This window comes from Streptomyces sp. NPDC058240, from assembly GCF_042882135.1.
Classification (GTDB): Bacteria; Actinomycetota; Actinomycetes; order Streptomycetales; family Streptomycetaceae; genus Streptomyces.
This window is the reverse complement of record NZ_JBHVWT010000056.1, coordinates 1-21994: the sequence shown is the minus strand read 5'-3', so window position 1 is coordinate 21994 and position 21994 is coordinate 1. Positions and strand designations below refer to the sequence as shown.

Sequence of the window (21994 nt, the reverse complement as noted above, 5' to 3'; positions counted from 1 at the left end):
TCGCGGTCAAGGCCACCACGACCGCACACCCGGGCGACGCCACGCCCGAGCGCCCACCGTACTCCGGGCAGGGCCGCCCTCCCGCCTCCGCCTACCCCCAGCCGCACACCACCCTGCGCGCGCTGGCCCTGGCAGCCGGACAAGCGGCCACCCGCACCGTCACCTGGCGCCAGGGCAGCAAGACCACCAAACGCAACCCGAACGCCGACATGCGCTCACAGTTCCTGTCCCTGCGGGTCCGCCCGGCCAACCGGTCCATCCGCCGCGCCGCCGACGGCTCCCTGCCCGAATGCCGGCTGCTCGTCCAGTGGCCACCCGACCCCGCCGAGCCAACCGACTACTGGCTCTCGACACTGCCCGCCGACACCCCACTACGCGAGCTGGTCCGAATCGCCAAGATCCGATGGCGAGTCGAGCACGACTACCGCGAACTCAAGGCCGCTCTCGGCCTGGACCACTTCGAAGGCCGCAACTACCTCGGCTGGCACCGCCACGCAACCCTCGCCTCCCTCGCCCAGGCCTTCTGCACCCTGCTCAGACTCGACCCAAAAGCCCCTGCGCCGGCCTGACCCTCTACGCGGTCCTCCGCGAACTCCAGGCCCTCCTGGCCACCTGGACCGGCGCCTGCTCGATATGCGGCCAACCCGCACCGACACCCGACCCCCACCACAGGACCTAACAAAGCCCTACTAGTCGTGGGGGGGAGCACGCGCCACATGCCGCCCTGGTCCAGCTTGCGCCACCCCGTCCGCTTGTTGCGGGACTGCGGAGGGCCGGCTCAACGATCGGTGAGCAGCCCGGCTTCGTGTGCGAGGACGGCGGCCTGTACGCGGTTGGCGCAGCCGGTGCGTGTGAGGATCCGGCTGATGTGCGCCTTGACCGTGCCGGCACTCAGATACAGCTGATCGGCGATCTCCGCGTTGGACAGGCCCGTGCCGAGCAACCGCAGGACATCCCGTTCGGCCGGGGTCAGCTCTTCGGTCCTGTGCAGAGCGACCTCGGTGTCCCGGCCGGACCGTACGTGCCGTTCCAGCAGCTGGCGGGTGATCCGGGGTGCCAGTACCGGTTCCCCCCTCGCGGCGAGTTGCACGGCGCGGATCAGCTCGGCGGGACCGGTGTCCTTGAGGAGGAAACCGCTCGCGCCGGCCCGCAGGGCGCGCGTCACGCTCGCTTCCTCGCCGAACGCCGTCAGCATCACGACACAGGTGCGAGGCGAGAGACGGGCAATGTCCTCGGCGGCCGCGATTCCGTCCCTGGTCGGCATCTGAATGTCGAGGAGGGCGACATCGATGTCCTGGGCGCGGCATGCCGCGGCGGCTTCCCGACCGTCGCCCGCCTCGGCAACCACCTCGATGTCCTCGGCATTCTCCAGGATCAGCCGGATTCCCGCACGCATCAGCGCCTCGTCGTCGGCGACCAGGACTCGGATCATCAGCTCATCTTAGGGCTGCCGCCGTCAGCAGTACGACGAGGAAGCCCACCGTCGGCAGGACCACTAGCAGCGCCACGCAGCCGGATCCCAGGACTCGTGGCCAGGTCAGGATCTCGTCCGGCAGCGGGGCACGGGCTCCTGCCCGTCCGATGCCACCGGACTGCCCGATGCTGCCGGACGGTAGGCGGGCCGTGTCCGGAGGGGTTTCGGTAGGAGCCCCTGGGAGCTCGGCGAATTCCAGGGGGCTGTTCCCGTGGGTGGGTAGCCAAGCCGCCATGCGGAAACCGCCGTTCATCAAGGCGCCCGCCTCGAACGTGCCGCCGAGCAACGAGATCCGCTCCTGACAGCCGGCCAGCCCGCTGCGACTTCCCCCGCGGGAGTGACCCGCCGCGCGCGGTGCGTCGTTGGTGACGGACGCCTCGATCCCCCTGTCCGTGCCCCTGACCTCCACCCTGGTGGGCGCACCGGACGCGTGTTTCAGCACGTTCGTCAGCCCTTCGCGGACCACCCGGTGGATCGCCTGACGCGTACGAAGGCCCACCTCGGCCGTGTCGGGAACGGACCAGTCCAACTCGACGGTGCTGCCTGTCTGCCGGGATTCCGTCACCAGAGCGGTGATGTCCTCACGCGTTCCCCTCTCCTCCCCGGTCCTGTCCGACAGGTCTGTCATGTCAACGTGCCGCAGGACACCGAGGATCTCGCGCAGTTCCTCCATGGCCGTACCGGCCGTCGTGCGCAGCAGATCGGCCTGTCCGACGAGGGCAGGTGCCTGCCGCGCGGCAGCGAGTTCAAGCGCCCCGGCATACACGGAGATCAGGCTCAGCCGGTGACCCAGGAGATCGTGCATCTCTCCCGCGATCCGGGTCCGTTCCTCCGTCCGGGCCGCCGCAGTGGTCAGCGTGCGGGCCTGTTCCAGATAGGCGTTGCGCTCCCGCAGCAGGCTGACCAGGGGCCGCCGCCGCCCCAGCAGGCTCCCAGCCAGAGTGGGAAGCAGCAGAAGCAGCACCGCGGAGACCGCGTTGCCGGCCAGTTCCGACGGCAAGTCATCGGACCGGATGAGGGCACAGGCGACGGTCAGGACACCGACGGCGGCGCAGGCCACCCCGGCGACCTGCCACGCACGCCTCGGCGGTGCGATACGACGGGTAGCGGACAGCACGATCAGCGGCACCACCGCCAGCGTCCACACGTTGGCACCCACGAGCAGCAAAGAGGCGCCTAGGACGGCGGCGACCGGCCGACCGCGCCGAGCGGGGACGAGCAGCACCGCCCACACCCCCTCCAACACCGCCGCCGCCAGCCGTTCCGGGGGCGCCAGCAGCAGCGGCATCAGGCAGAAGGCTGCCGCCAGGGCACAGACCAGCGCCTCGACGCCGACCGTACGGCGCACGGCGGCACGCACCTCGGCCCAGCTCTCGGCCACCTCGCGGCGCACCCACCGAGACACACCGGTCAGCGCGCGTCCCAGCCGTACGGACAGGCACAACGGCCGTGTGTCTTTGGGCACCTGGCTCATGATCACCCCTGCCCCACCACCGTGGATCTCCCGAGAGGAACAGTAGCTGCGGCGGTGGCGGTCGCCGCACGGCGGGCCCCGGGGGTCATGCGCCCAGCCGGAGGCTCAGCTCTGCCCGCAACGCGGCGACGTCCACCCGGCCGGCAGCCAGCAGCCGTACGACCACGCCACCGGCCCCGGCGTCCGTATCCGTCGCCGACTCGTCGAGCAGCGCGGACAGCAGGTGGACCGTACCGACCGTGGGCGAACCGTGCTCGGCGGCGGACAGCCGCGCGACCGCCATGGTCCGGTCGGCGGCGGCGGACAGCCACACCTCGGAGCCGTCGGGAACCGGAACGGACTCGGTTGCCGAAGCCGAAGAGACGAGGGAAATCTGCCGTACGCCGTGTCGGCGCATCAGGGCCGGAGCAGCGTTGGCGTCTGCCAGACTCCCGGGAAGCGAGCGCCCGGCAACGGACAGTGCCCGGTCCAGGGCCAGTATCCCCAACAGGAGATCCACCGGCTCCGCCGCGGCACGCCCGCACCGTACCGCTTGCCGCACGGCCTCGACGGTCACCGCGAACAGAACCGGTGAGCCGTTCTGGGAGGCCCCGGAGGTCCACGAAGTCAGCGCGCGTGTCAGGCGGTTACCGCTCCTATCCAGCGTTCCGGCCCGGCGGAGAAGGGTGACGCCGCGGGATTCCGGTCCCTCGGTCTCCGCTGGGGCGCTCGCGTCCAGTCCGTCGAGCGCGGTTGCCGAGGCGGCCGTATCCAGCCTCTGCAGCAGTAGGGCTTCCCGTGCCCTGGTGTCCGGCAGGTCCAACAGGGCACGGGCCACGTGCCGGCAGCGCACCGAGATCGTCCCCTCGACGCGGGCCGACCTGAGCGCGAGCAGCAGGCACGCACGCATCGCCCCGGTCATCCCGGGCAGCGCCCGGCCGCTCTTTGCGGCCGATCCGCGCGAACCAAGGCCGAAGCGCCACCGTGCCTCACGCCAGGCGGCATCGACCTCTATCCCATCGGCTTCCTGATGGGCTTCCTCATCGGCGCCGGCTCCGACCGGCGCACTGTGCACCTCGTCGTCGCTCACCCAACCGAGGCCCGCCCGACCGGAGATCATGCCGCTGAGCGAACCGGCCTTCCGCATCCCCGGAGCGATCGCCTCACCGGCGTCCGTGTCCCCCATCACGAGCTCCCCCAGCAGGGTGTCCGTCCCCACGGCCGGCATCTCGCTCCTGACCGCACGGCGCAGTGTCTCCACGAGCAGGTCCATGACGTCCGGCTCGAACTCCGTGGTCGCTGCGACCGCGGCCGTGGCGTCGGCGTGTACTCCGGTCGTCCCTCGCTGGTCCATCGAACGTTCCCCTCGAAGCGCGGTGGCTTGGTCAACACGACGCTAGGCGCACCCCCGCGACACCGCATCGGCCGACCGGCCACACTCCCGGTCCGATCGGCATTACCGGTTACGGAACATCAGTGACCCGGCACACCCCGTCGTACGACGACTGGACAACGGCTCCCGTTGACATCCAACCCAGTCGGGCCAGGCCAGCGCGCTGCACACGACTGACTTCACTGTCAAAGGACAGTCGTCGACAAACGACTCCCGACACAGCCACTGGGTCCCTGCACGTACTCGGCTCGGCCGCAGGCCGGGGATTGGATCGCCCGTTTCAGTGTCCACAGCCGGACATGGGGGTGTCGAGGTACTTCCAGGTCTGGGGTCCGACCTGGCCGTCGGGCTTGAGACCGCTGCAGCTCTGGACGGCGCGTACGGCGGCGTCGGTGCTTTCTCCGAACTTGCCGTCGACGGTGAGCGTGTAGTCGTAGTTGGAGTTCAGCAGGCACCGGATCTGCTTCACCTTCGGGCCGACCATGCCCTTGGCCATGACCTGCTTGCGGTCCCAGTTGTAGCGGCAGCTGGCGCGGCCGGCGGCGCCGGGCGAGGCGGCCGTACTGGGCGAGGCAGAAGCAGAGGCTGAGGAAGCGGTCTCGCCCTTGGCTGAACTGCTGGGGCGCGATGACCTCGTGTTCGTGTCTTCCTCGCCCGTGGATTCCTGGTCCTTGTTCTTCTTCTCGTCGCCTGTCGGAGCCTTGGTCGGTACGGTGCTGCTCTTCGGGGGCAGGGGAGTTTCGTCGACCACTGGCTGGTCGTCGCCGGGACGGTTGTCGCCGCCGGTCCCGGGCTGGGAGACGGCAGGGCTCTTCGTTTCGTGGACCGAGTACCAGCGTCCGACCAGCAGCGCGGCGAGGGCGGCGGCGATCAGCGCGAGGATTTTGATCCGGCTCCGGGAGGCAGCGGCCGGCCTGACTGGTTCGACGGGGTCGGGCGTGGACGGTTTCCGGAGGGCAGCTGCCGGCCTTGCCGGTTCGACCGGGCCGGGCGTGGATGGTGCGGGAGCCGGACTGGCGGCTGCGGGTTTCGGAGTTGCGGTGCCGGGAGCGGGGTCCGGGGCTGTCGACGGTGTGGGGTTACACAGGTCTCCCCTTGGTGCCGATGTGATCGTCACGTTCTTCAGCCGTTTCTTTTCGCAGGTCAGGGCCTTGTGGAACGGCCGGGACGGCACGGTACGGCTGGAATGGCGATCAGGCTACCGGTGGGACGGCGGTACCCCGAATCTTCATCTCGTCGACGCCGCAAAGGCGCCGCGGAAACTACCCTCCGGGTGTGTGCCGGTGGTCTGACGAGGGGTGAAGTCGTGCGCATCATCAGCAAGAAGACGGGTCTTCAGGCGGGTGCCATGGTGGCGGTAGCGGCCGCTGGATTTGGCCTGATCAGTTTCTCCGGGGACAACGTCTACCGCAGCACGCTGACCCAGCTCCGCGCGCTCGCCCACCTCAGCCCCGGCCAGACCCCCACGGGCCCCGGCGCAGGTACGTCAACGCCTCCCACGGGCACCGGTGCCGGGGCCGGTGACGGGGCGTCTGCTCCGTCCACGGCCGTCTGGCCGCTGCTGAAGAGCGGGGCGCGGGGCGTGAACGTCACCACCGCCCAGCACCTGCTGGCCGCGGCCGGCCAGTCCGTCACCGCCGACGGAATCTACGGCCCGAACACCCGGAACGCAGCCGCCGCGTTCCAGCGCTCCCACAGACTGACCGCCGACGGCATCATCGGCCCGAACACCTGGAACAAGCTGGTTAACGGGACCAAGACGACCACCCCGACCCAGCCCGCTCCGACCACGCCCGCTCCGGCGAGCGGCAGGCTGACCCACCGCCAGGCCCTCGCAGCTCGCCGCGGCTGGCATCAAGGCCCCGGTCGGCCGGACCTCCCTCGGAGGCGTCCGCGCCCGCACCATCCAGGGCGTCATCGCCCTGAAGAAGGCCAGCGGCTGCACGATCACCATCACCGGCGGCACCGAGTCCGGCCACAGCGCCGGCCCCCGCTCCCACGCCAACGGCTACAAGCTCGACCTGCGCACCCGTGACGAGGACAGCTGCGTGACCAACTGGATCAAGACCACCCAGCGCAAGGGCGCCCCGCGGGGCAACGACGCCCGCTGGCACGACACCCTCAACGGCATCTCCGCCGAGTACGTCTACGAAATCCCCCGCAGCGGCGGCGTCCACTGGGACATCACCTTCATCTGATCCCCCTCCAGCCGGCTGACGCCTGCGAACACCGACGCCCGGTGGGCGGCACCCCATGCGGGTGCCGCCCACCGGGCGTTTCGCGGGTGCGGCACCACTGGGGTACCGCCCCGTCGCCGAGGGGTGTCAGGCGGGATGGTGGGGCAGTTCCTCGTCGGCGCGGCCACCGGTTCCGAGGGCCCGCCGCGGGGACGGGGGCGCCGCCGGGCGAGAACCGAGCACGCCTCGGGCACGCAGTTCGTCGAGGTCGGACAGACGCCCTCCGGGAAGAGCGTCGAGCAAGTCGGCCTGGGCGGCGCGGATGCTGTGCGCGGGAGCCTGGGGGCCGGCGCCAAGAGCGCGGCGGACGGTCACGCTGGTCATCGTACGGGCAGCACATCACCGACCGTCCCGGCCACCGGGCGGATGAGCTGTCCCAACTGGTCCAGTTTCTGGGGTGAGCAGGAGGCTGCGAGTTTCGGGAAGAGCTCGTTCTCTTCCTCGCGTACCTGGGCAGCGACCTCGAATTCCAGTTTCGCGACGATGTCGTTGAACTGGGGATCGTCGGCGTTCAGGTCTTCGAGGTCCTTCAACATCCGCTCGACCTAGGCGTGATCGGCCAGTTCCTTGTCCGCCAGCACCGCACCGTCACGGACGTGTTCGCGTACGGCGGGGTAGAGGTGCATCTCCTCGGCCACCGAGTGCCGCACCAGTTCGGCGGTCAGCCGGTCCGCCAGTTCCCGCCGCTGCGGATGGCCGACGGGCTGCGCTTCGATCTGCGCGAACAGCTCCTTCACCTCATGGTGATCGGCCATGAGCTCTTCAATCACATTGCCGCCGTGTCCCATGGCAGTCCCCTTTTCAGGTTCGGTGTCCCGTAGTGCGTGGTGCGGTCACCCAGCCAATAGGTCTGGCACGGAAATCCTGTGTTCTGCGCACCACGACAGACCCGCCACTCACCTCCCCGGCCCAGCCACGCAGCAGGAACGGGCCTCGCACGTGCCCACGGTCGTGGATCACATATGGACAGCCCTTAACCGAAATCCATCGGGACCCGAGCGTGGGCGCGAGAGCGCCATGCGAGTGATTCCGGCAGAACGGTCGAATCGCAGTCCACGCGCCGCCAGAGGAACGGTGCGCCCTTTCGCTAGTGTCCAGGGCGCCGCGTCTTCGCGGGCGAGCGAACGTGCAGGCGCCCTCAGCTCATCGATTCCGCAGCAAGGAATGATCACCATGGCCGTGTGCGAGGTCTGCCACAACGACTACGAGCTGGCGTTCGAGGTGCGTGCCGCGGGAGGGGCGGTCCACGTCTTCGACAGTATCGAGTGCGCCGCCCAGAAGATCGCCCCGACCTGTGTCAACTGCCAGTGCCGCATCCTCGGCCACGGCATGCAGGCCGACGGACAGTTCTTCTGCTGCGCACACTGCGCGCGTGAGAAAGGTCTGTCCCAGTCCCAGCTCGCGGATCACGTCTGAACCCCTCGGCCCGGTCGCCGGACCACACCCCACCTTTACTGAACACCCTTCTCTGCGTGCAGTGTTGCTGCCCGGGCGGTCAGCTGGCGGACAGGGCTTCGAGAAGGTCGCCCACGGCCGGATCGGGCAGTGCCCGGGCGGCATCGGCCTGAGCGACCATTCCGACCAGTACGTGACCGTCGATGACCGGCAGTCGGCGCACCTTGTGTTCGCTCATCGTGCGGAGAATCTCTGACACTCGTCGTCCGCGCCGATCGTGACGGCTTCACCCTGCGCCAGTTCGCCCGCCTTGACCTGGGCGGGGTCCTTGTCCGCCGCAAGCACGTGGCGTTCTCCCAGGCGGCTTCGAACAGCGCGACCCGATGCTGGACATCGCCGCGTTCAAGGCACCGTCGATGTGATCGTGGGCGGGTGGGTGCCCGGCCGAGGCCGGCTCACCGGCCGGCCCGGCGCCCTGCTCGTGGGAGAGGCGCATGAAGGCAGTCTTCGGTACGTGGGCAGCGTCGGCACCGGGTGGAGCAAAGCCGAACGCACCACACTCGCCGACCTGCTCCACATCGCCGCGATCAGCGAGTGCCCCTTCGAGACGGCGCCGAGCGTGGCCGGAGCGCGGTGGGTACTGCCGGGTGGTGGACAGGAAGGTGTTGTGGCCGGTCAGCCGCTCATCGAGAACGTACAACGGGCCCTTCGAGGGCTCGGAACTCGGAACTAGGGCGTGAAGCGGCACAAGCATCCACCGACCGTCTGCTCGCAGGCATCAACCAGGCGCGCCGGGAGGGCGCACGTCAACCGGGATTGACATTTTATCATCGGTCGACCAGTTCATGACCTTGCGGAGAAATGTGCAGCGACCCGATTCCAGGGCGGCTCCCAGTGCATTACCACCGTGATCATCCATCAGCCGGTCACCCACACGGGACGGCTTCGTCGTCCCGCAGATCCGTTCAACACGCGGCCAGCACCGTCAGGCTGGAAAAGGCTCAGTGCCCCCGGGAGGGGCGCACGACGGTAGTACAAGTCACCTAGGCAGTCTTTAATCCTACGTCCATATGAATTCCCCAATGCATCAATTGCACCTTCCGAGCTTTTAGCTCGATCGCTTAAATCGTAGCAAGCGAGAATTACGGCGCCCCGTGATGTGGAGCCGCGTCGCTTCACCTAGGACGACCCGCCCAGGCGCCCTGAAGGCGACGGGTCTTCATATGTCCTTCTCGCCCCACTGCCCACTGGGACATCCCATGCGGTTGTGCGCCCAGGCAGAGCGGTATGTTCGAAGGAGAAAGATCATGGCAACCATCACTTCGTTGGTGGACACGACGACCACCACGAACCAAGGCAGGCCCGGAAACACCGTCCAGATCAACGGAACCGGTCTGTCCGCCACCACGAGGGTGAACTTCGGTTCGGCGGCGGTCACCCCGGCAAGCGTCACCGCCACGCTGGTCACTTTCGTGGTGCCCAGCGCGGCGCCGTGCTCCGGCCAGGTTTCGGTCAGCGTCACCAGCAGCGCCGGCGTCACCAGCAACGCGCTACCGTTCTTCGTCATCGCCACGCCGACCACCACAGGGCTGAGCGTCACCTGTGTGCCAGCCGCCTCGGGCGGCTCGGTGACGCTGTTCGGCACCAACTTCCTCTCCGGAACGCAGGTGGGGGTGGGCACCGTCGGCAACGTAGCGGTCACCCCCACCCAGCCGAGCCAGGTCACCTTCACCGCGCCGACCAACCCGGGCCAGGTCGGTACGGTGTCGACCCAGCCGGTGACCATCACCACCGCCGGCGGTACCAGCACCTCGGGCACCACCCAGATCGACTACTACCTCACGCCGGCCATCACCTCGGCACTTCCCACATCGGGTACGGCAGGGGACCAGATCACCGTCAACGGAACCGGTTTCGTCAACGTCGACACCGTCACCTTCACCGACAGCGCCACCGCCACCGCCACCGCGGTCTTCACGCCTATCAGCGACACCCAGCTCGCCGCCACCGTGCCCGGCGGACTCGCCACCGGGGCCGGAACCATCACGGTCCACACCTGTGGCGGCAATTCCAACGCCCAGGCCTTCACCATCACCTGATCGTCGGGGATAACCGGGCACCCCGACGGCACGATCACCAAGTCGCGGTCCGTCCGCAGAACGTGGCGCGGATGGGCGGCAACGCCCCAAGCGCTAGGAGAAGGAGAAGAGCCTCATGGCCCCTGTAGTGACCAACGTCAGCCCCGCCCAAGGTGCTCCAGCCGGGGGCACCAGCGTCACCATCACAGGCTCCGGCTTCACCGACGCCACCTTGGTGAGGTTCGGCCCCAACGGCGCCGACTTCGTCCTCGTGAGCGATACACAGATGACGGCCAAGACCCCCACAGGAACCAGTACGGTCAAAGCCACGGTCACGACGCCGACAGGGACCAGCACCCAAAACGTGCTCTTCACCTACACCTCAGTCCCGGCTCTCAGCAGTCTCAGACCTGCCTCCGATCCGCTTTCGGGCGAAAACACCCTCTCCGGCGGACTCATCCCCACCTCAGGCCCCACCTCAGGCGGCAATACGGTCACCATCAACGGGACTAACCTCTCCGGCGCCATCTTGGTGAAGTTCGGGAATAACTCGGCGACCATCCTGACCAACACCCCCACCCAGATCACCGTCAGTGCGCCAGCCGGGCCACCGTCCTCGGTCAGCGTCACGGTCACCACGGCCGGCGGCACCAGCAATCCCCTGCCCTACTTCTACATCGCCGCGCCCACCATCAACGAGCTGTCCACACATCTCGGCCCAGCCACCGGAGGCAACACCGTCACCGTCTTCGGCAGTAATCTGACGCTCACCAGCTCCGTGAGCTTCGGAGGGAATCAGGCCACCACCATCAATGCGGTCTCCGATAGCCAGCTGGCCGTGACCGCTCCGGCCGGGTCTGGCACGGTCACCGTCACCGTCACCACACCGGGCGGGACCAGCACGGCGACGACCACCGGGAATCCGCACTACACATATCTGGGAGCACCCGTCCTAACCAGCCTCACCCCCTCCAATGGCTCTGATCTCGGCGGCGACGCGATCGTGCTAGGCGGCAGCAACCTCACCTTCACCGACGCAGTGACCTTCGGCGGCCTCCCGGCCTCGTTTTCAGCGATCTCCGACACCCAGGTCGTCGCGACCTCCCCGGGCGGAACGCCCGGCACGGTGAATGTCGTGGCACACACCCCGGCCGGGAACAGCAACGCCCTGCCCTATGTCTACGACCCGTCCTGAGCCCAGCCCTACGCGGTGGTGTTCGCCTCCGACCACTACCGGATCCATTTGCCCCCTGGGAGCGGCTACCGGATCGGCCGGCCGGGCGCAGATCCTGCCGCACGCCCGCCAGCTGTGGCGCGAGACCCAGGACCCGGCCAGCCCTCACCGCTACACCCACGACTATTACCTCAGGGCGTGGGCCCTCACCGAGTCGAAGCTCAAGGCGGATTTCTTACTCTTGGACCCGGCAGATCCGCATCTACAACCGGCTCGCTCTGCGCCCGGCCGTCGGGGCGGCCGAGCTACGGCGGGAGCTGATCCGGCTGTCCTTCCTGATCAGCGCCCACCTGTACTGGGCGAAGCACGGTTGGAGCATGGCGGGCCGGGTCGAGCTGGTGCGGGCGGCCGGGAGCGGGCCGGACGGAGTACGGGGGCTGGTCGTGCGGTGGAACGGCGAGGAGTTCGTCGTCACCGAGCCCGGGGCACGGCCCCTGAGCGGGCGGGAGGCCCGCCGGGAGAGCCAGCGGTCCCTGTCGGCGTGGCCGGGGCGACCGCGGCTCCGGTCGGCGTCTTTGTGATGCGATCACGTCCGCACCGCATAAGGATCGGATTGCGGGCGGTGGCCCGGCCGCGCCCCTGCCCTCCCCGCTGTGCGGGGACGGCACCCTTCCCGGCGCTCCGGTCCGCTTTCCGGCCCATTCCGCCAGGGGGCCTGGAGGTACGTATGCCGCGGCCCTTGTGGACCGGAGCAGTGAGTTCTGGCCTGGTCAGCATCCCGGTCAAGGTCGTCAGTGCGACCGAGGACCACTCAGTTTATTTCCACTCATTTCCACCAGGTTCACCTGGAGGACATGGGCAGGGTCCGCACGCGCAAGGTCTGCTCGATCGACGATGAGGTCGTGCCGCAGGAGGAGATCGGCAAGGGCTACGAGGTCACGAAGGACGAGGTTGTCCCGGTCACCGATGAAGAGCTCGACGAGATGCCGCTGCCCACCGCGAAGGCGATCGAGATCGTGGCGTTCGTCGACGCCGACAGCATCGACCCGATCCGGATCGGCGGTTCATACTTCCTCGCGATCGACGGACAAGTCGCAGCCCGGCCCTACACTTTGCTCCGCAAGGCGCTGGAGCGGTCCGACAAGGTCGCCGTCGCGAAGTTCGCCTGGCACAACCGCGAGAGGCTCGGGCTGCTCCGGGTGCGCCACGCAAGAAGACCACGGCGAAGAAGACCACCACGAAGAAGACCGCGGCCGCGAAAAGGCGCAGCGCGTCCTGAGCGGGCGCGGAGCGGGATGGTCATGGTTGAGCTTGCCGCGGATCGCTCCGATGCTCGCCACGCCAGGCAGCCTGCCGCCCGCAGCCGTAGAGGACCGGTGGGCGTTCGAGGTCAAGCAGGACGGGCAGCGGGCCATGGTCTACCTGCCGGGCGACGGGACGGTGCTCCTGCGGTCCCGGTCCGGGGCGGACATCACCACCGCCTACCCGGAACTCACCGCACTCGGAACCGCCGTTGACCGGCCCGCGGTTCTCGACGGCGAGATCGTCGCACTCGACCGCGAGGGGCGCAGTGACTTCGAGCGGCTGCAGTCCCGCATGGGCCTGACCGGATCCCCGGCGAAGGCCGCCCGCATGGCCCAGGTCGTGCCCGCCCACCTCGTCCTCTTCTATGCCGTGCACTTGGACGGCCGCAGCCTGACCGGGCTGCCGTACACCGAGCGCCGGGCCCTCCTGGAGGGCCTGGGACTGGACGGGACGCACTGGTCGACGCCGGCGGCGGTCGTCGGGCACGGGGCGCAGGCGCTGGAGATGACCCGGGCTGCGGGGCTGGAGGGTGTGCTCGCGAAGCGGCTCGCGTCCGTGTACGAACCCGGCGTCCGCTCCCGCTCTTGGGTCAAGATCCGGCACGTCCGGACCGTCGATGTGATCGTGGGCGGGTGGGTGCCCGGCCGCGGCCGGCTCACCGGCCTGCCCGGCGCCCTGCTGGTAGGAGAGGCACATGAAGGCGGTCTGCGTACGTGGGCAGCGTCGGCACCGGATGTCAGCGGGCGAGTATGTGGCCGTCGTGGGGGCGGTGGTCGCGGGAGCGGCGCAGGTCGGTGGTGACGTAGGTGCGTTGCAGCCAGCGGTCTGCTCCGTCGTAACGGGGGTGGAAGGCGGTGCGGCCGTGGACGGTGACGCGGTTGTCGATGATGACCAGGTCGCCGGGAGTCAGGCGCAGGGTGCGGGCGGTCGCCTCGCAGGCGCGGCCGAATTCGGCCAGCGCCGCGGCAGCCCGAGGGGTGAGCGGGGTGGTGACGAGTTGGGCCATCCGTATGTCGGGATCCTCGACCGCTCCCGACAGCACCGGTCGGGGCTTGACATCGGGCTCACTCGCGGCAGCGTCGGGGCCGAAGGAGGGTGGTGGTGTGGTGATGAACTCCGGTGCGAACAGAGCCTGGCGGCTGGCTGGGGTGAGAAGCGGCAGCGCTTGGCGGATGCCGGCGACGCGCATGCCGGCGATCTGGTCGTGGTCGGCACGCAGGCACAGGAAGATCACATAGTCGGGTGGGTGGGGGTGGAAGCCGTTCTCGGTGTGGAAGGAGAGCGGCACCGATCCGGCGTTGCCGTGGAAGGTCTCCTGCCCAGGCACGGGCACGACGTCCTGCACGAGGGCACCGGATTTCTCAGCCAGGTAGGCGAGAGGCTCGCCGAGCCCGCAGGCCACCATGGTGAGCACCGCGGCCGAGACGCTGGCCTGGCGCTGGACCGAGCCGGGTACGGACGGTGTCGCGGGCAGGGCCGCCTGATCGACGGGCAGGCCGCCGATCACCAATGTGCCGTGCGGGCCGGAGTGCCTTCGAAACCGGCGCACCCCACGGCGCAGCGGGAACGGGAGGTCCTCCCAGGCGTCCCGGGCCCCTGCCACCCACTCGGGGTTGTCGACCTGGTCGTGCCCGCTGGTGCACAGGGTGCGGGCCAGCCGCTCGCACGCGCCGGCATCGGCCGGGTCAAGTGACCAGTCGGCGGCGGCAGGGCTTCGGGTGGTGCCGGGCGTCGTCTCGGGCATCAGGGTCTCCTGCCGGGGGGTGGGCGGCGGACGCACGGACTCACGAGTGGCGCAGGCCGGCCACGGCGTCGGCGATGTAGTGGTCCCCGAACCGGATCAGGGAGGCGTACTGGGCCGCGCGGCGATGGCGCATGAGCCGTAGTTCGGCGACGGCGTTGTCCGGGCCTTCAGATTTCTGAGCGATGGAACGACGCAGATGCACCATCGAGTACGCCAGGGTGACGTGCCGTTCACCGTCCACGATGTCGGCTTCCAGGAGAGCGGCCCGTGCCTCGGCCAGCTCCGGGGCGCGGGCCGCCAGTAGCTCGTAGGAGTCGGGAAGCACCGATAGCAGGTCCTTCATCGCCGCCCGGAACAGCTTGTATCCGCGATGCTGGCGCCCACTCAACGGGACGTCCACCGACGGAGGCGCCATGGTGTGGCGTATCGCCGCCATGTAGTAATCGGCCGGGACCGTACTGGCGTGGATCATGGCCGCCGGGAAGCCCCGCACGTACACCGTCGCATCTGCCAGCCTCAGCAGCGCGGCATCGCCGTCGCCGTGCCGCAGATGGCGGGTGGCGTCGGCCACGGCGACCGCGGCACAGACGTTGAACAGGACATGGACCTGGTGCCCGATGAGCCACCGAGCACTCCACACACTCTCCAACGACGACCCCGCAGCAGGCTCGGGAACGGCCACCGGCGATACGGAGTCAGGGGCGGCGCCCGGCGCTGCGCCGGTGAGGTCGAGCACCGACTGCCGCATCCCTGCCGCCTCCAGCGCCAGGTCGGCACCCGACAACGGAGCCTCACACAGATCTTCCAGACCGCGGTGGACGACCAGGACACCGTGCAGAGCGGCCTGCTGATCCGACAGCTCCACCTCACGGACCCGGAAGAAGGACTGACTGATCGACTCCGCCGGCAGTCCCTCACCGGCCACGGCCGGAGCCAGAGCCGACAGCGCGGCCACCAACTCACCGGCAACCACGGCGGCCTGCCGCAGCGCGACGGTCCGCTCGACAGGTCTGGCATGGGTCGCCAACCCGGCCAGCACACCCGCGGTGCGCTTCGCCTCAGCATCGACCCGCGGGCCCAGCCCCGGGACGGACCGCCCGCCTCGGGGCTCACGGAAAACAGCGACAGCAGGATGACCGGCAACCGGCGATAAGCCCATGGTGGAAGTACTTCGCCAAGAACACTCCACACGAAACCTGATCTGCAAGACCATTCCTGTGCGGTGCGCTGGAGTTGGCCGGAGAGGTCCGCGGCCGCGGACCCGGCATGCCTCGCGGACTCCGGCCCGAGGTCAGTACTGGTGAGCTCGCGTACTCAAATTTCGCCAATGCTCCCAACTACACAAGGATGAATGTCACTCTCTGCAGCCATTGAGTACGGTAGCCCGGGGAACTCGGGACAGTTGAATACGCGAGCTCACCAGTATTACCCCCCAGCCCTTGCCTACTTTGCGGCCGGTGTCTGGGCCAGGACTACGGGCCCTCACGGGCGACGCTGGAGAGTGTCAGTCCCCCTTGGCACCATGGCGCTCATGAGTCACAACATCTCCTACTCCACCGCCGACCAGGCAGACGTCCTCGCCTTCCTGGGCAGCAACAGCAACCTCACCGCGGACCAGCAGCGCTGCCTCGGCCACATGCGGAAGGCCGCCCGAGCACGGCAGGACGATCTCGACCACCAGGGCGTCGACTGGGGCCTGTCCATCCCCGAGGCTCTCGATCACCTCCTGGCCGGGCACACCTCCTCGGCGGCGGAGTGCGCGGGAAACGCCTACCACTGCGCGTTGCAGATCATCATCGACTGCAATGCCTCCGACCCGTACACCCTGGGCACCTACTCGAAGCCCTCGACGTTCTTCAGCCTGGTCGACGAGGAGATGCGCCGTCTGGGTGTGCCGGACGACCTGCTGCCCCACGGCTACCTCTACCGCGGACTGCCGGCCGGCTTCCCCCACATACCGCACTCGATGGACGGGTACCCGGCCATCGGCCACCTGCCGCTGGCCAGGACCAAGCCCGCCGCCGACGCCTACCGCGCCGCTCTCGACCGCATGGACCCGGACTTCCACTCCGACGTCCTGGAGCTCATCGAGAAGCTCGACTTCGAGCACGAGGAATGGCAGGCGGCGACACAGAACGTCGACTGGTACACACAGGACACCCTCTTCTTCAGCCTCACCTGACCAACTCCTCCGGACCCGGCTGGTGGCGGTCCGGCTGCGCAGGCCCCGGTCACCGCCGGGGCGGTGAGAGCCGCGGTCAGCTGCGCGTGCCGACGGCAACGGCGCATCATCTGTGGCGGATCGTCACGGAGAGTCCGCCGTCAACCGCCCCAACCGGAGAAAGGACGTTCCCCGATGCGCGCGCCTGCCGCAGGAGCCGGAACGGTCGCAGAACAACAATCACGGACGCCGTCCGCGGCTGGTGGGAAGCAGAAGCGGACGCCACCGTGGACGGCTGGGCCAGCGTAGGACTCACCACCGCCCCCGACCCGGAGACCAGCACCGCACCCCAGAACCCCTCCGCGCAGAGGGCCTCATTCCTCGGCGTGGTTCCAGGCACTGGGAACCACGCCAGGCATGCAGTGACCGACCCGGGCTGTGAGACCCAGGGCTTTGACAGGCGGGAGGCTGTTCAGGCGGCGAAGCCGATGTTGGTGACGTACTCGTACTGCCCCCACTGCGACCCCAGGTCGACGATGACGTCCTCCCAGGCGTCGTCCAGGCCCTGCTGATCACCAGATGCCCAGGCCTCGACGATGCGCTCCCAGCGGCGGACGTTCATCGTCCGGTACTCCACCACCCGTTGCAGAGGCCTCGCCACCTGCGACTGGTTCAGCGGATGGATCTCCACCCGGGTCCCGCGCCCCTCGCGGTTGAGACGGGCCAGGAGGTGCCGGGCTACGTTGCGGCGGCGCACCGTCCGGTAGGCGGCGTCGATGCGCTCCAGGTTGGCCTTCGACGGCCGGCGCTTGCCCTCCAGCCACGCCTGGAGCGTCCGGTCCGTCACCACCAGGCCGGCGTCCTTGGCCGCAGCGCGACTGTGGTCGGTCTTCGTCAGGTAGTGCAGGCGCGCCATCAGGCCACGCTTCATGGTGACCGGGGTGACGATGCCGCCGCCCGCGAGGTCGTCAAGCTGCCGCGTGACAGCATCGCTTCCCTTGATTCCCCGGGCGCCGAACTTCCCGAAGTCGATGGCCCTCTCCGGCTCTTCGCGCCCTTTCTCTCGAACTCCTTTGTGTTATTCGATAGTTGGGATTCTACCGATAGAGAGTTAACAGAGGTTATGTGGCGCTTTCGTGCAGCGGTCGGCGCCTTGAACAGCCGGGCCCGAAGCACTGACTGCCTAAGAAGTGACCTGGAAGCCACCATCCGCTCCCTGAAGGCCTGAACTTCAGCCGCCCCTGCCCTCCCGCGCCGGGTCGAACGGTCAGGAAGCGGCAGGGCGTACGAGGGCGCCGGCGCGCGGCTTCAGGAGAGCGAGGTCGGTTTGCGGGGTGGTGGGACGGCCCGGAGCAGTTCCCACAAGGGGCGTGAGCCGGCCGCCCACACACCGAGGGTGTGGCGGTCGACGACATGGAGGCGCTGCTGCTTGGCGAAGGCGACGGCTGGCGCCGTGACGCGGCCGTTGGTGACGATCACCGCGACGTCGGCGCCGTGGACCTGGCGGGCGGTGCCGTTGAGGACCTGAAGATCCGGGCTGCCCACGGCGGAGCCGGCGAGGCCGTTGCGGCGGTGTTTGCACTGGATGACCCAGCGCCGTCCGTAGGGGTCGGTGGCCTTCACGTCGGCGCCCAGGTCGCCGCCGCCTCCGACGCGGACCGCGTCCTGGCAGCCGTCACGGTGCATCAGCTCCCGCACCGCGTCCTCGAACCGGGCGTGGTGCAGGTCATCCAGCTGCTTCAGCCCGTAGCGCAGGGCCTGCGTACGGACCGCTTTCCACCGGGCTCGCTGCTGCTTCTGGTGGAGCCAGACGCCGCCGGCCAGCACAGCGAGGACACCGATGGCGACCAGGACCCACCAGTGGACCAGCAGCCAGTTGACCACGGCCACCACCAGGGCGACGGCCAGAACCGCGGCCACGAGGAGCCCGACCAGCCGGTCATTTGCACGCCGGCGCCTGCCGCGCCCGCGGGTACGCCGCCGCGCCGCCGTGCGGCTGGTGGCCGCGGGCCGGCGCCTGCGGGGGCTCACCGGCTGGCCTGTGTCACGCCGCTCGCGACCTGTCCCAGGAAGTTCAGGACGCCCTGGCCCACCGGGGTGGGAGCCAGGAGGATCCCGAGCGCCAGGACGATGACGACGGTCATCTTCTCGTCGAAGCGGCTGCGGGCCTCCGTACGTCGGCGCAGCCGGAGGAAGACGACGACTGCAAGCAGCACAGCTACGTTGATAGTCAGCAACCGCCCAGACCTCCCGCACGACCGGCCTACACACAGATGAGGCCGCTACGTGCCACCCCGCCTTCTTGTGTAGCCGGGCCTCAGTGATGTTGGAGGCGGGTTGCCGACGAATGGCACAAAGCCATCGGACCTGGCCGAATACCACACGGCGGATCAATCGTCGACGTGCACTTCGCGGGCGCCCCTGCCAGCTCGGTGAGCGGCCAGCGCGGCAGGGTAATTGGGGGGTGGGCCGGGGCTGATCGCACACGCGGAGACGTGCTCAGCTTCATAGCTCCGGCCACCGCAGCCTGGGTGTTCGCTGCGCGAGGCTGCGAGTCCGCCGCACGCTATAGGGCGAGTTCACCGATCTCCGCCCCCTTGTGCCGCGTACGGTAGGCCCGCCGCCACGCGCCACGGCACACAGCGGGCGGCGGTCAGGGACACGGAATGGGAGGAAGCGCGGGATGACGCAGGCTGCGGGGAGCGAGCTGGAGGAGCGGGTGCCGGGGCGCCGGTGGACGGTGCGTCTGGACGCCGCCGGCCGGGGCAGTGCGGCGGTGCGCGTCTCGTGCAGCCGCCCCGCCTGTGCCGAGCAGTGTCTGCCGTCCGCGGCCGTCGGCCGTGCTGCCGCGGTCGCCCACCTCAAGGCCCACCTGCGCGCCGCCACCGCCCCCAGGGCCGGGGCGTACTGCGCGTGCAGGGCTGACGGCTGCCACACCCATCTGCCCGACACCGGCCGGCACGCGCGTACCGAACCCTGGCGGTGCGGCGGACCGGTCGTCCTGGCCGTGCTCACCGACCGGGAAGGACGCTGGTGGCAGGCCATGGAGTGCTGCTCGTGGTGCGCGGCCGCCACACCCGGAGCGAAGACCGCGGCCACCTCCCAGACCCCCGGGCCCCAGCTCTCCGAACGCCCGGCCCCCGCAGCCCCGGGCGCGGGCACGCCGCAGTTCTCCGACCGGCAGGTCGCGGCCGGGACGGGGGTGCCGGCCCCCCGTTCCGCCCCCGTGCGGCGCCGTCCACCGCAGGTGAAGATCGCCCAGCGCGTCATCCCCCATGATCTGCGGCCCGTCACCCTGCGGGACGAACTCGTCGAACTCGGTGACCTCTTCCGTGCCTACCAGCAGCGCAGCGAGCCCGACCTGGCGCTCCTGGCCGACCTCCACACCCGCAAGGCGAGCGCCTTCGCGGCCTGGGCCGAGGCCACCGGCGACACCCGCCTGCGACTGGACGCCCAGCGTGCCGAGCAGGCCGCCACCGCCGCCCGCCTCCAGCACCAGCAGCGCACTGGCCTGGCCACGAGCAGCACCGAACCAGACAGCAGCGATCCGGCCGTGGCCCGCCTGCTGACCGGCCCCGCCCAGTGGGCCCACGCCCGGTCCGTCCTGGCCCACGTCACCGACACCGCCCCGCTGCCCGGTCCGGAGGCGCGGCTGCTGGTGGTGATGCTGACTCTGCGCACCGCGCACACCGGCACGGGCAACCTCGTCGGCCAGGACCTCACCGGTCTGGGCCTGAGCGAGCCGGAGGACCTGGTCGCGCAGCTGGCCGACTCCGGCTGGCTGCGCCTTCCCGGTACCCCCGGTGACCTGCTCACTTCCCGGCCCGAGAACCCCACCCCCATCACCGTCCCCTCCCTGGTTCCTGACGACAACAAGCCGGGACCGTTCACGTTCGGCAAGAAGATGCGGCCCAAACTCAGCGGATGGGCCCAGAGAGTCGTCTCGGACAAGAAGCTCCGCAAAGCCAAGACCACCGCAGGTACCCGGCTGCTCGCCCTGACCTTGGCCACCCAGACCAGCGCATCGGGACTGCTCGGCCCCGGCGGGACGGGCGTCGCCCTGGATTCCCTCGCCGCCTTGTGCCCAGCGGGTCCCGGCGAACTACAGCACCTGGTCGACCAGCTGACCGCAGCGGACTGGCTCACCGAGGCCGCCGTCACCGACACCCACCTCACCGGGCGGCTGACCGAACGCATCCTGCCGCTCACCTGCCCCCTTCCCTAGCCAAACCTGGCCGGGGCCCGTCGGCCGACGGGCGGCTGCGCTTCACCGGCCCCGAGCCCTTCATCCGGTTCTACGAGGTCGGCCACAACCACTGCTGTGCCTCCTCCGAGGAGGCCGCGCGCCTCACCGAGGACTTCTTCACAGAGCTGCGCGAGCGGGCGGAGCGGGAGGCACTACGCCGCCGCGGCCCGCGTCGATGCTGCGCCACCGATCGCCTGGCCCCGTAGCCAGCGCTTTTGTCCTCGGCCACCCGGGCTCCGATGGCGGCGCGGACGGCGGAGCGCTTCCCCGGCGATGGGCGGTGCTGTCCATCGTCGTGAACAACAGCTCGGCACCGGCCGCCGAAGCGCCTCCCGAACTGCTGTAGAAACGCTGCTCCTCGACGAAATAACGTCAGTGCATGGGGCGGCCCGCCGCCCGTGAATGCCTGACGCTGTCGGGGGTCTTGGTAGCCGCACTCTCGGCTCAGGCTTGCGCGGGCTGTCTCCGGCTGGTGCTGAGTGAACCGCCCCGGGATCGGTGGAGGCTCGGTTTCATGAAGGGATCGAGTCATGGCACGACCTTCCCGTTGTCCCCTTGAGCTGCGGCGCCGTGCGGTGCGCATGGTCGCCGAGGTGCGCGACGACCACCCGAACGAGACGGCCGCTTTGCAGGCGGTGACCGAGAAGCTCGGCATCGGGTCCCAGCGACGGACCAGCACCGTCGCAAGGAGTTACTGAACCTTCTTCAACATCACTTTGAGCAGGTCAGGTGGAGAGTGAGGATCGCCTTGACGAGGTCGGTGATGCGGGCGTGGCTGCACCGGAGCTTGCGCAGGAGATGCCAGTTCTTGAGGGTGGCCATGGCCTGCTCGCCCAGGCTCGGATGCGGGCGTGGGCGACGTTCACCGCCTGCTGCCCGGCGGGGAAGTTGCGGTGCCTACCGCGAAGCGGCACCCGGACGGACGCTGCCGCTGCCCTGGTAGCCCTTGTCCGCCCAGCATGCGAGGTTCGCGTCGACGAGGGTGTCGATGACACCGTGTCGGTGGGGGGCGGTCAGGTCGTGGGTGCTGCCGAGCAGTGCGGGTGAGGCCCATAGCAGCCGCCCGAACGGGTCGGTGAGGACTTGGACGTTCATGCCGTGTTTCTTGTGCTTGCCGGAGGAGAAGGGCCGGTCGGCAGCGCTCCGGTCGCTGAAGTGCACCCCGCCAGGAGTCCCGACCGACGGTTTCTGAGAGGGCAGTAAGTAACGTGCTGCCCGATTCGCGCTTGCAGCTGGAGCTGTCGGGCTGGTGGTGGCCTCTCCGGGTGGCTATGGCCGCGGCTGGGTGAACAATCCCTGCTCGGGCTCGATCAGGATCCCGCGTTCGGCCAGCC

The 21994-nt window shown here is 69.4% G+C and carries 21 protein-coding genes and 7 pseudogenes; 14 read left to right on the top strand and 14 right to left on the bottom strand.

Annotation, left to right across the window (positions count from 1 at the left end):
* Nucleotides 1–8 precede the first annotated feature (8 nt).
* Nucleotides 9–569 (top strand): annotated as a pseudogene (locus tag ACFVX4_RS37100) (transposase); the annotation flags it as partial.
* 209 nt (nucleotides 570–778) lie between these two features.
* Here the strand turns inward: ACFVX4_RS37100 and ACFVX4_RS37095 are convergent.
* From ACFVX4_RS37095 to ACFVX4_RS37080, 4 genes are all read right to left on the bottom strand, one after another.
* Nucleotides 779–1432, bottom strand: a complete 654-nt coding sequence (locus tag ACFVX4_RS37095) for a response regulator (protein ID WP_389986460.1) — start codon at nucleotides 1430–1432, stop codon at nucleotides 779–781.
* A 4-nt stretch (nucleotides 1433–1436) separates the two neighbouring features.
* A complete protein-coding gene (locus ACFVX4_RS37090; protein ID WP_389986457.1) occupies nucleotides 1437–2939 on the bottom strand; it encodes a sensor histidine kinase in 1503 nt (500 codons plus the stop codon).
* 94 nt (nucleotides 2940–3033) lie between these two features.
* Nucleotides 3034–4281: a hypothetical protein gene (locus ACFVX4_RS37085; RefSeq protein WP_389986454.1), complete on the bottom strand. Its 1248-nt coding sequence runs from the start codon at nucleotides 4279–4281 to the stop codon at nucleotides 3034–3036.
* A 319-nt stretch (nucleotides 4282–4600) separates the two neighbouring features.
* Nucleotides 4601–5071 (bottom strand): peptidoglycan-binding protein, encoded by a 471-nt coding sequence (locus ACFVX4_RS37080; protein WP_389986451.1) that lies wholly within the window; start codon nucleotides 5069–5071, stop codon nucleotides 4601–4603.
* 555 nt (nucleotides 5072–5626) lie between these two features.
* Here ACFVX4_RS37080 and ACFVX4_RS37075 point away from each other — a divergent pair.
* Nucleotides 5627–6355 carry a peptidoglycan-binding protein gene (locus ACFVX4_RS37075; protein WP_389986448.1) on the top strand — a complete coding sequence of 243 codons (729 nt, stop codon included), beginning with the start codon at nucleotides 5627–5629 and terminating at the stop codon, nucleotides 6353–6355.
* A gap of 13 nt (nucleotides 6356–6368) precedes the next feature.
* The gene (locus ACFVX4_RS37070; RefSeq protein WP_389986446.1) at nucleotides 6369–6518 is read left to right on the top strand and encodes a hypothetical protein; all 150 of its coding nucleotides are present in this window, start codon (nucleotides 6369–6371) and stop codon (nucleotides 6516–6518) included.
* Between the two features lie 126 nt (nucleotides 6519–6644).
* Here the strand turns inward: ACFVX4_RS37070 and ACFVX4_RS37065 are convergent, their stop codons facing one another.
* From ACFVX4_RS37065 to ACFVX4_RS37055, 3 genes are read right to left on the bottom strand one after another with little or no spacing between them, the layout of a single operon-like run.
* Entirely contained in the window at nucleotides 6645–6872 is a 228-nt protein-coding gene (locus ACFVX4_RS37065) for a hypothetical protein (protein ID WP_389986443.1), read from the bottom strand.
* A 5-nt stretch (nucleotides 6873–6877) separates the two neighbouring features.
* Nucleotides 6878–7093: a hypothetical protein gene (locus ACFVX4_RS37060; protein ID WP_389986440.1), complete on the bottom strand. Its 216-nt coding sequence runs from the start codon at nucleotides 7091–7093 to the stop codon at nucleotides 6878–6880.
* A 9-nt stretch (nucleotides 7094–7102) separates the two neighbouring features.
* Nucleotides 7103–7345 (bottom strand): hemerythrin domain-containing protein, encoded by a 243-nt coding sequence (locus tag ACFVX4_RS37055; RefSeq protein ID WP_389986438.1) that lies wholly within the window; start codon nucleotides 7343–7345, stop codon nucleotides 7103–7105.
* 385 nt (nucleotides 7346–7730) lie between these two features.
* Here ACFVX4_RS37055 and ACFVX4_RS37050 point away from each other — a divergent pair, with 385 nt between their 5' ends.
* Nucleotides 7731–7973, top strand: coding sequence for a hypothetical protein (locus ACFVX4_RS37050; RefSeq protein WP_389986435.1), 243 nt, complete (start codon nucleotides 7731–7733; stop codon nucleotides 7971–7973).
* Between the two features lie 79 nt (nucleotides 7974–8052).
* Here the strand turns inward: ACFVX4_RS37050 and ACFVX4_RS37045 are convergent.
* Nucleotides 8053–8297: pseudogene (locus ACFVX4_RS37045) on the bottom strand (CBS domain-containing protein); the annotation flags it as partial.
* Nucleotides 8298–8364: 67 nt separating this feature from the next.
* On the opposite strand from ACFVX4_RS37045, the pseudogene ACFVX4_RS37040 reads away from it, so the two are divergent.
* The 7 genes and pseudogenes from ACFVX4_RS37040 to ACFVX4_RS37010 all read left to right on the top strand — a co-directional run.
* Nucleotides 8365–8598 (top strand): annotated as a pseudogene (locus ACFVX4_RS37040) (ATP-dependent DNA ligase); the annotation flags it as partial.
* Between the two features lie 511 nt (nucleotides 8599–9109).
* A pseudogene (locus ACFVX4_RS37035) lies at nucleotides 9110–9451 on the top strand (IPT/TIG domain-containing protein); the annotation flags it as partial.
* Between the two features lie 105 nt (nucleotides 9452–9556).
* Nucleotides 9557–10051 (top strand): IPT/TIG domain-containing protein, encoded by a 495-nt coding sequence (locus tag ACFVX4_RS37030; protein WP_389986488.1) that lies wholly within the window; start codon nucleotides 9557–9559, stop codon nucleotides 10049–10051.
* A 127-nt stretch (nucleotides 10052–10178) separates the two neighbouring features.
* Nucleotides 10179–11225 (top strand): IPT/TIG domain-containing protein, encoded by a 1047-nt coding sequence (locus tag ACFVX4_RS37025; protein WP_389986433.1) that lies wholly within the window; start codon nucleotides 10179–10181, stop codon nucleotides 11223–11225.
* 356 nt (nucleotides 11226–11581) lie between these two features.
* Nucleotides 11582–11785, top strand: a complete 204-nt coding sequence (locus tag ACFVX4_RS37020; RefSeq protein ID WP_389986430.1) for a hypothetical protein — start codon at nucleotides 11582–11584, stop codon at nucleotides 11783–11785.
* Nucleotides 11786–11931: 146 nt separating this feature from the next.
* A pseudogene (locus ACFVX4_RS37015) lies at nucleotides 11932–12460 on the top strand (Ku protein); the annotation flags it as partial.
* Nucleotides 12461–12533: 73 nt separating this feature from the next.
* Nucleotides 12534–13243, top strand: a pseudogene (locus ACFVX4_RS37010) (ATP-dependent DNA ligase); the annotation flags it as partial.
* A gap of 2 nt (nucleotides 13244–13245) precedes the next feature.
* On the opposite strand, the gene ACFVX4_RS37005 reads toward ACFVX4_RS37010, so the two are convergent.
* Entirely contained in the window at nucleotides 13246–14253 is a 1008-nt protein-coding gene (locus ACFVX4_RS37005; RefSeq protein WP_389986427.1) for a TauD/TfdA family dioxygenase, read from the bottom strand.
* 40 nt (nucleotides 14254–14293) lie between these two features.
* Nucleotides 14294–15280 carry a hypothetical protein gene (locus ACFVX4_RS37000; protein ID WP_389986424.1) on the bottom strand — a complete coding sequence of 329 codons (987 nt, stop codon included), beginning with the start codon at nucleotides 15278–15280 and terminating at the stop codon, nucleotides 14294–14296.
* A gap of 504 nt (nucleotides 15281–15784) precedes the next feature.
* Between ACFVX4_RS37000 and ACFVX4_RS36995 the strand changes: the two genes are divergently transcribed.
* A complete protein-coding gene (locus tag ACFVX4_RS36995; RefSeq protein WP_389986421.1) occupies nucleotides 15785–16435 on the top strand; it encodes a hypothetical protein in 651 nt (216 codons plus the stop codon).
* A gap of 451 nt (nucleotides 16436–16886) precedes the next feature.
* On the opposite strand, the gene ACFVX4_RS36990 is transcribed toward ACFVX4_RS36995, so the two are convergent.
* The 3 genes from ACFVX4_RS36990 to ACFVX4_RS36980 form a co-directional block, all read right to left on the bottom strand.
* Nucleotides 16887–17447 (bottom strand): transcriptional regulator, encoded by a 561-nt coding sequence (locus ACFVX4_RS36990; protein WP_389986485.1) that lies wholly within the window; start codon nucleotides 17445–17447, stop codon nucleotides 16887–16889.
* A gap of 275 nt (nucleotides 17448–17722) precedes the next feature.
* Entirely contained in the window at nucleotides 17723–18445 is a 723-nt protein-coding gene (locus ACFVX4_RS36985) for a restriction endonuclease (protein WP_389986418.1), read from the bottom strand.
* Nucleotides 18442–18651 (bottom strand): hypothetical protein, encoded by a 210-nt coding sequence (locus tag ACFVX4_RS36980; protein ID WP_389986416.1) that lies wholly within the window; start codon nucleotides 18649–18651, stop codon nucleotides 18442–18444. The genes ACFVX4_RS36985 and ACFVX4_RS36980 overlap by 4 nt, the downstream gene beginning before the upstream one ends.
* 446 nt (nucleotides 18652–19097) lie before the next feature.
* On the opposite strand from ACFVX4_RS36980, the gene ACFVX4_RS36975 reads away from it, so the two are divergent.
* Complete coding sequence (locus tag ACFVX4_RS36975; protein ID WP_389986414.1) at nucleotides 19098–20639, top strand: hypothetical protein; 1542 nt, start codon at nucleotides 19098–19100, stop codon at nucleotides 20637–20639.
* A gap of 551 nt (nucleotides 20640–21190) precedes the next feature.
* The gene (locus ACFVX4_RS36970; RefSeq protein WP_389986411.1) at nucleotides 21191–21358 is read left to right on the top strand and encodes a hypothetical protein; all 168 of its coding nucleotides are present in this window, start codon (nucleotides 21191–21193) and stop codon (nucleotides 21356–21358) included.
* Nucleotides 21359–21371: 13 nt separating this feature from the next.
* On the opposite strand, the pseudogene ACFVX4_RS36965 reads toward ACFVX4_RS36970, so the two are convergent.
* Nucleotides 21372–21809 (bottom strand): annotated as a pseudogene (locus tag ACFVX4_RS36965) (transposase family protein); the annotation flags it as partial.
* Between the last annotated feature and the right edge of the window lie 185 nt (nucleotides 21810–21994).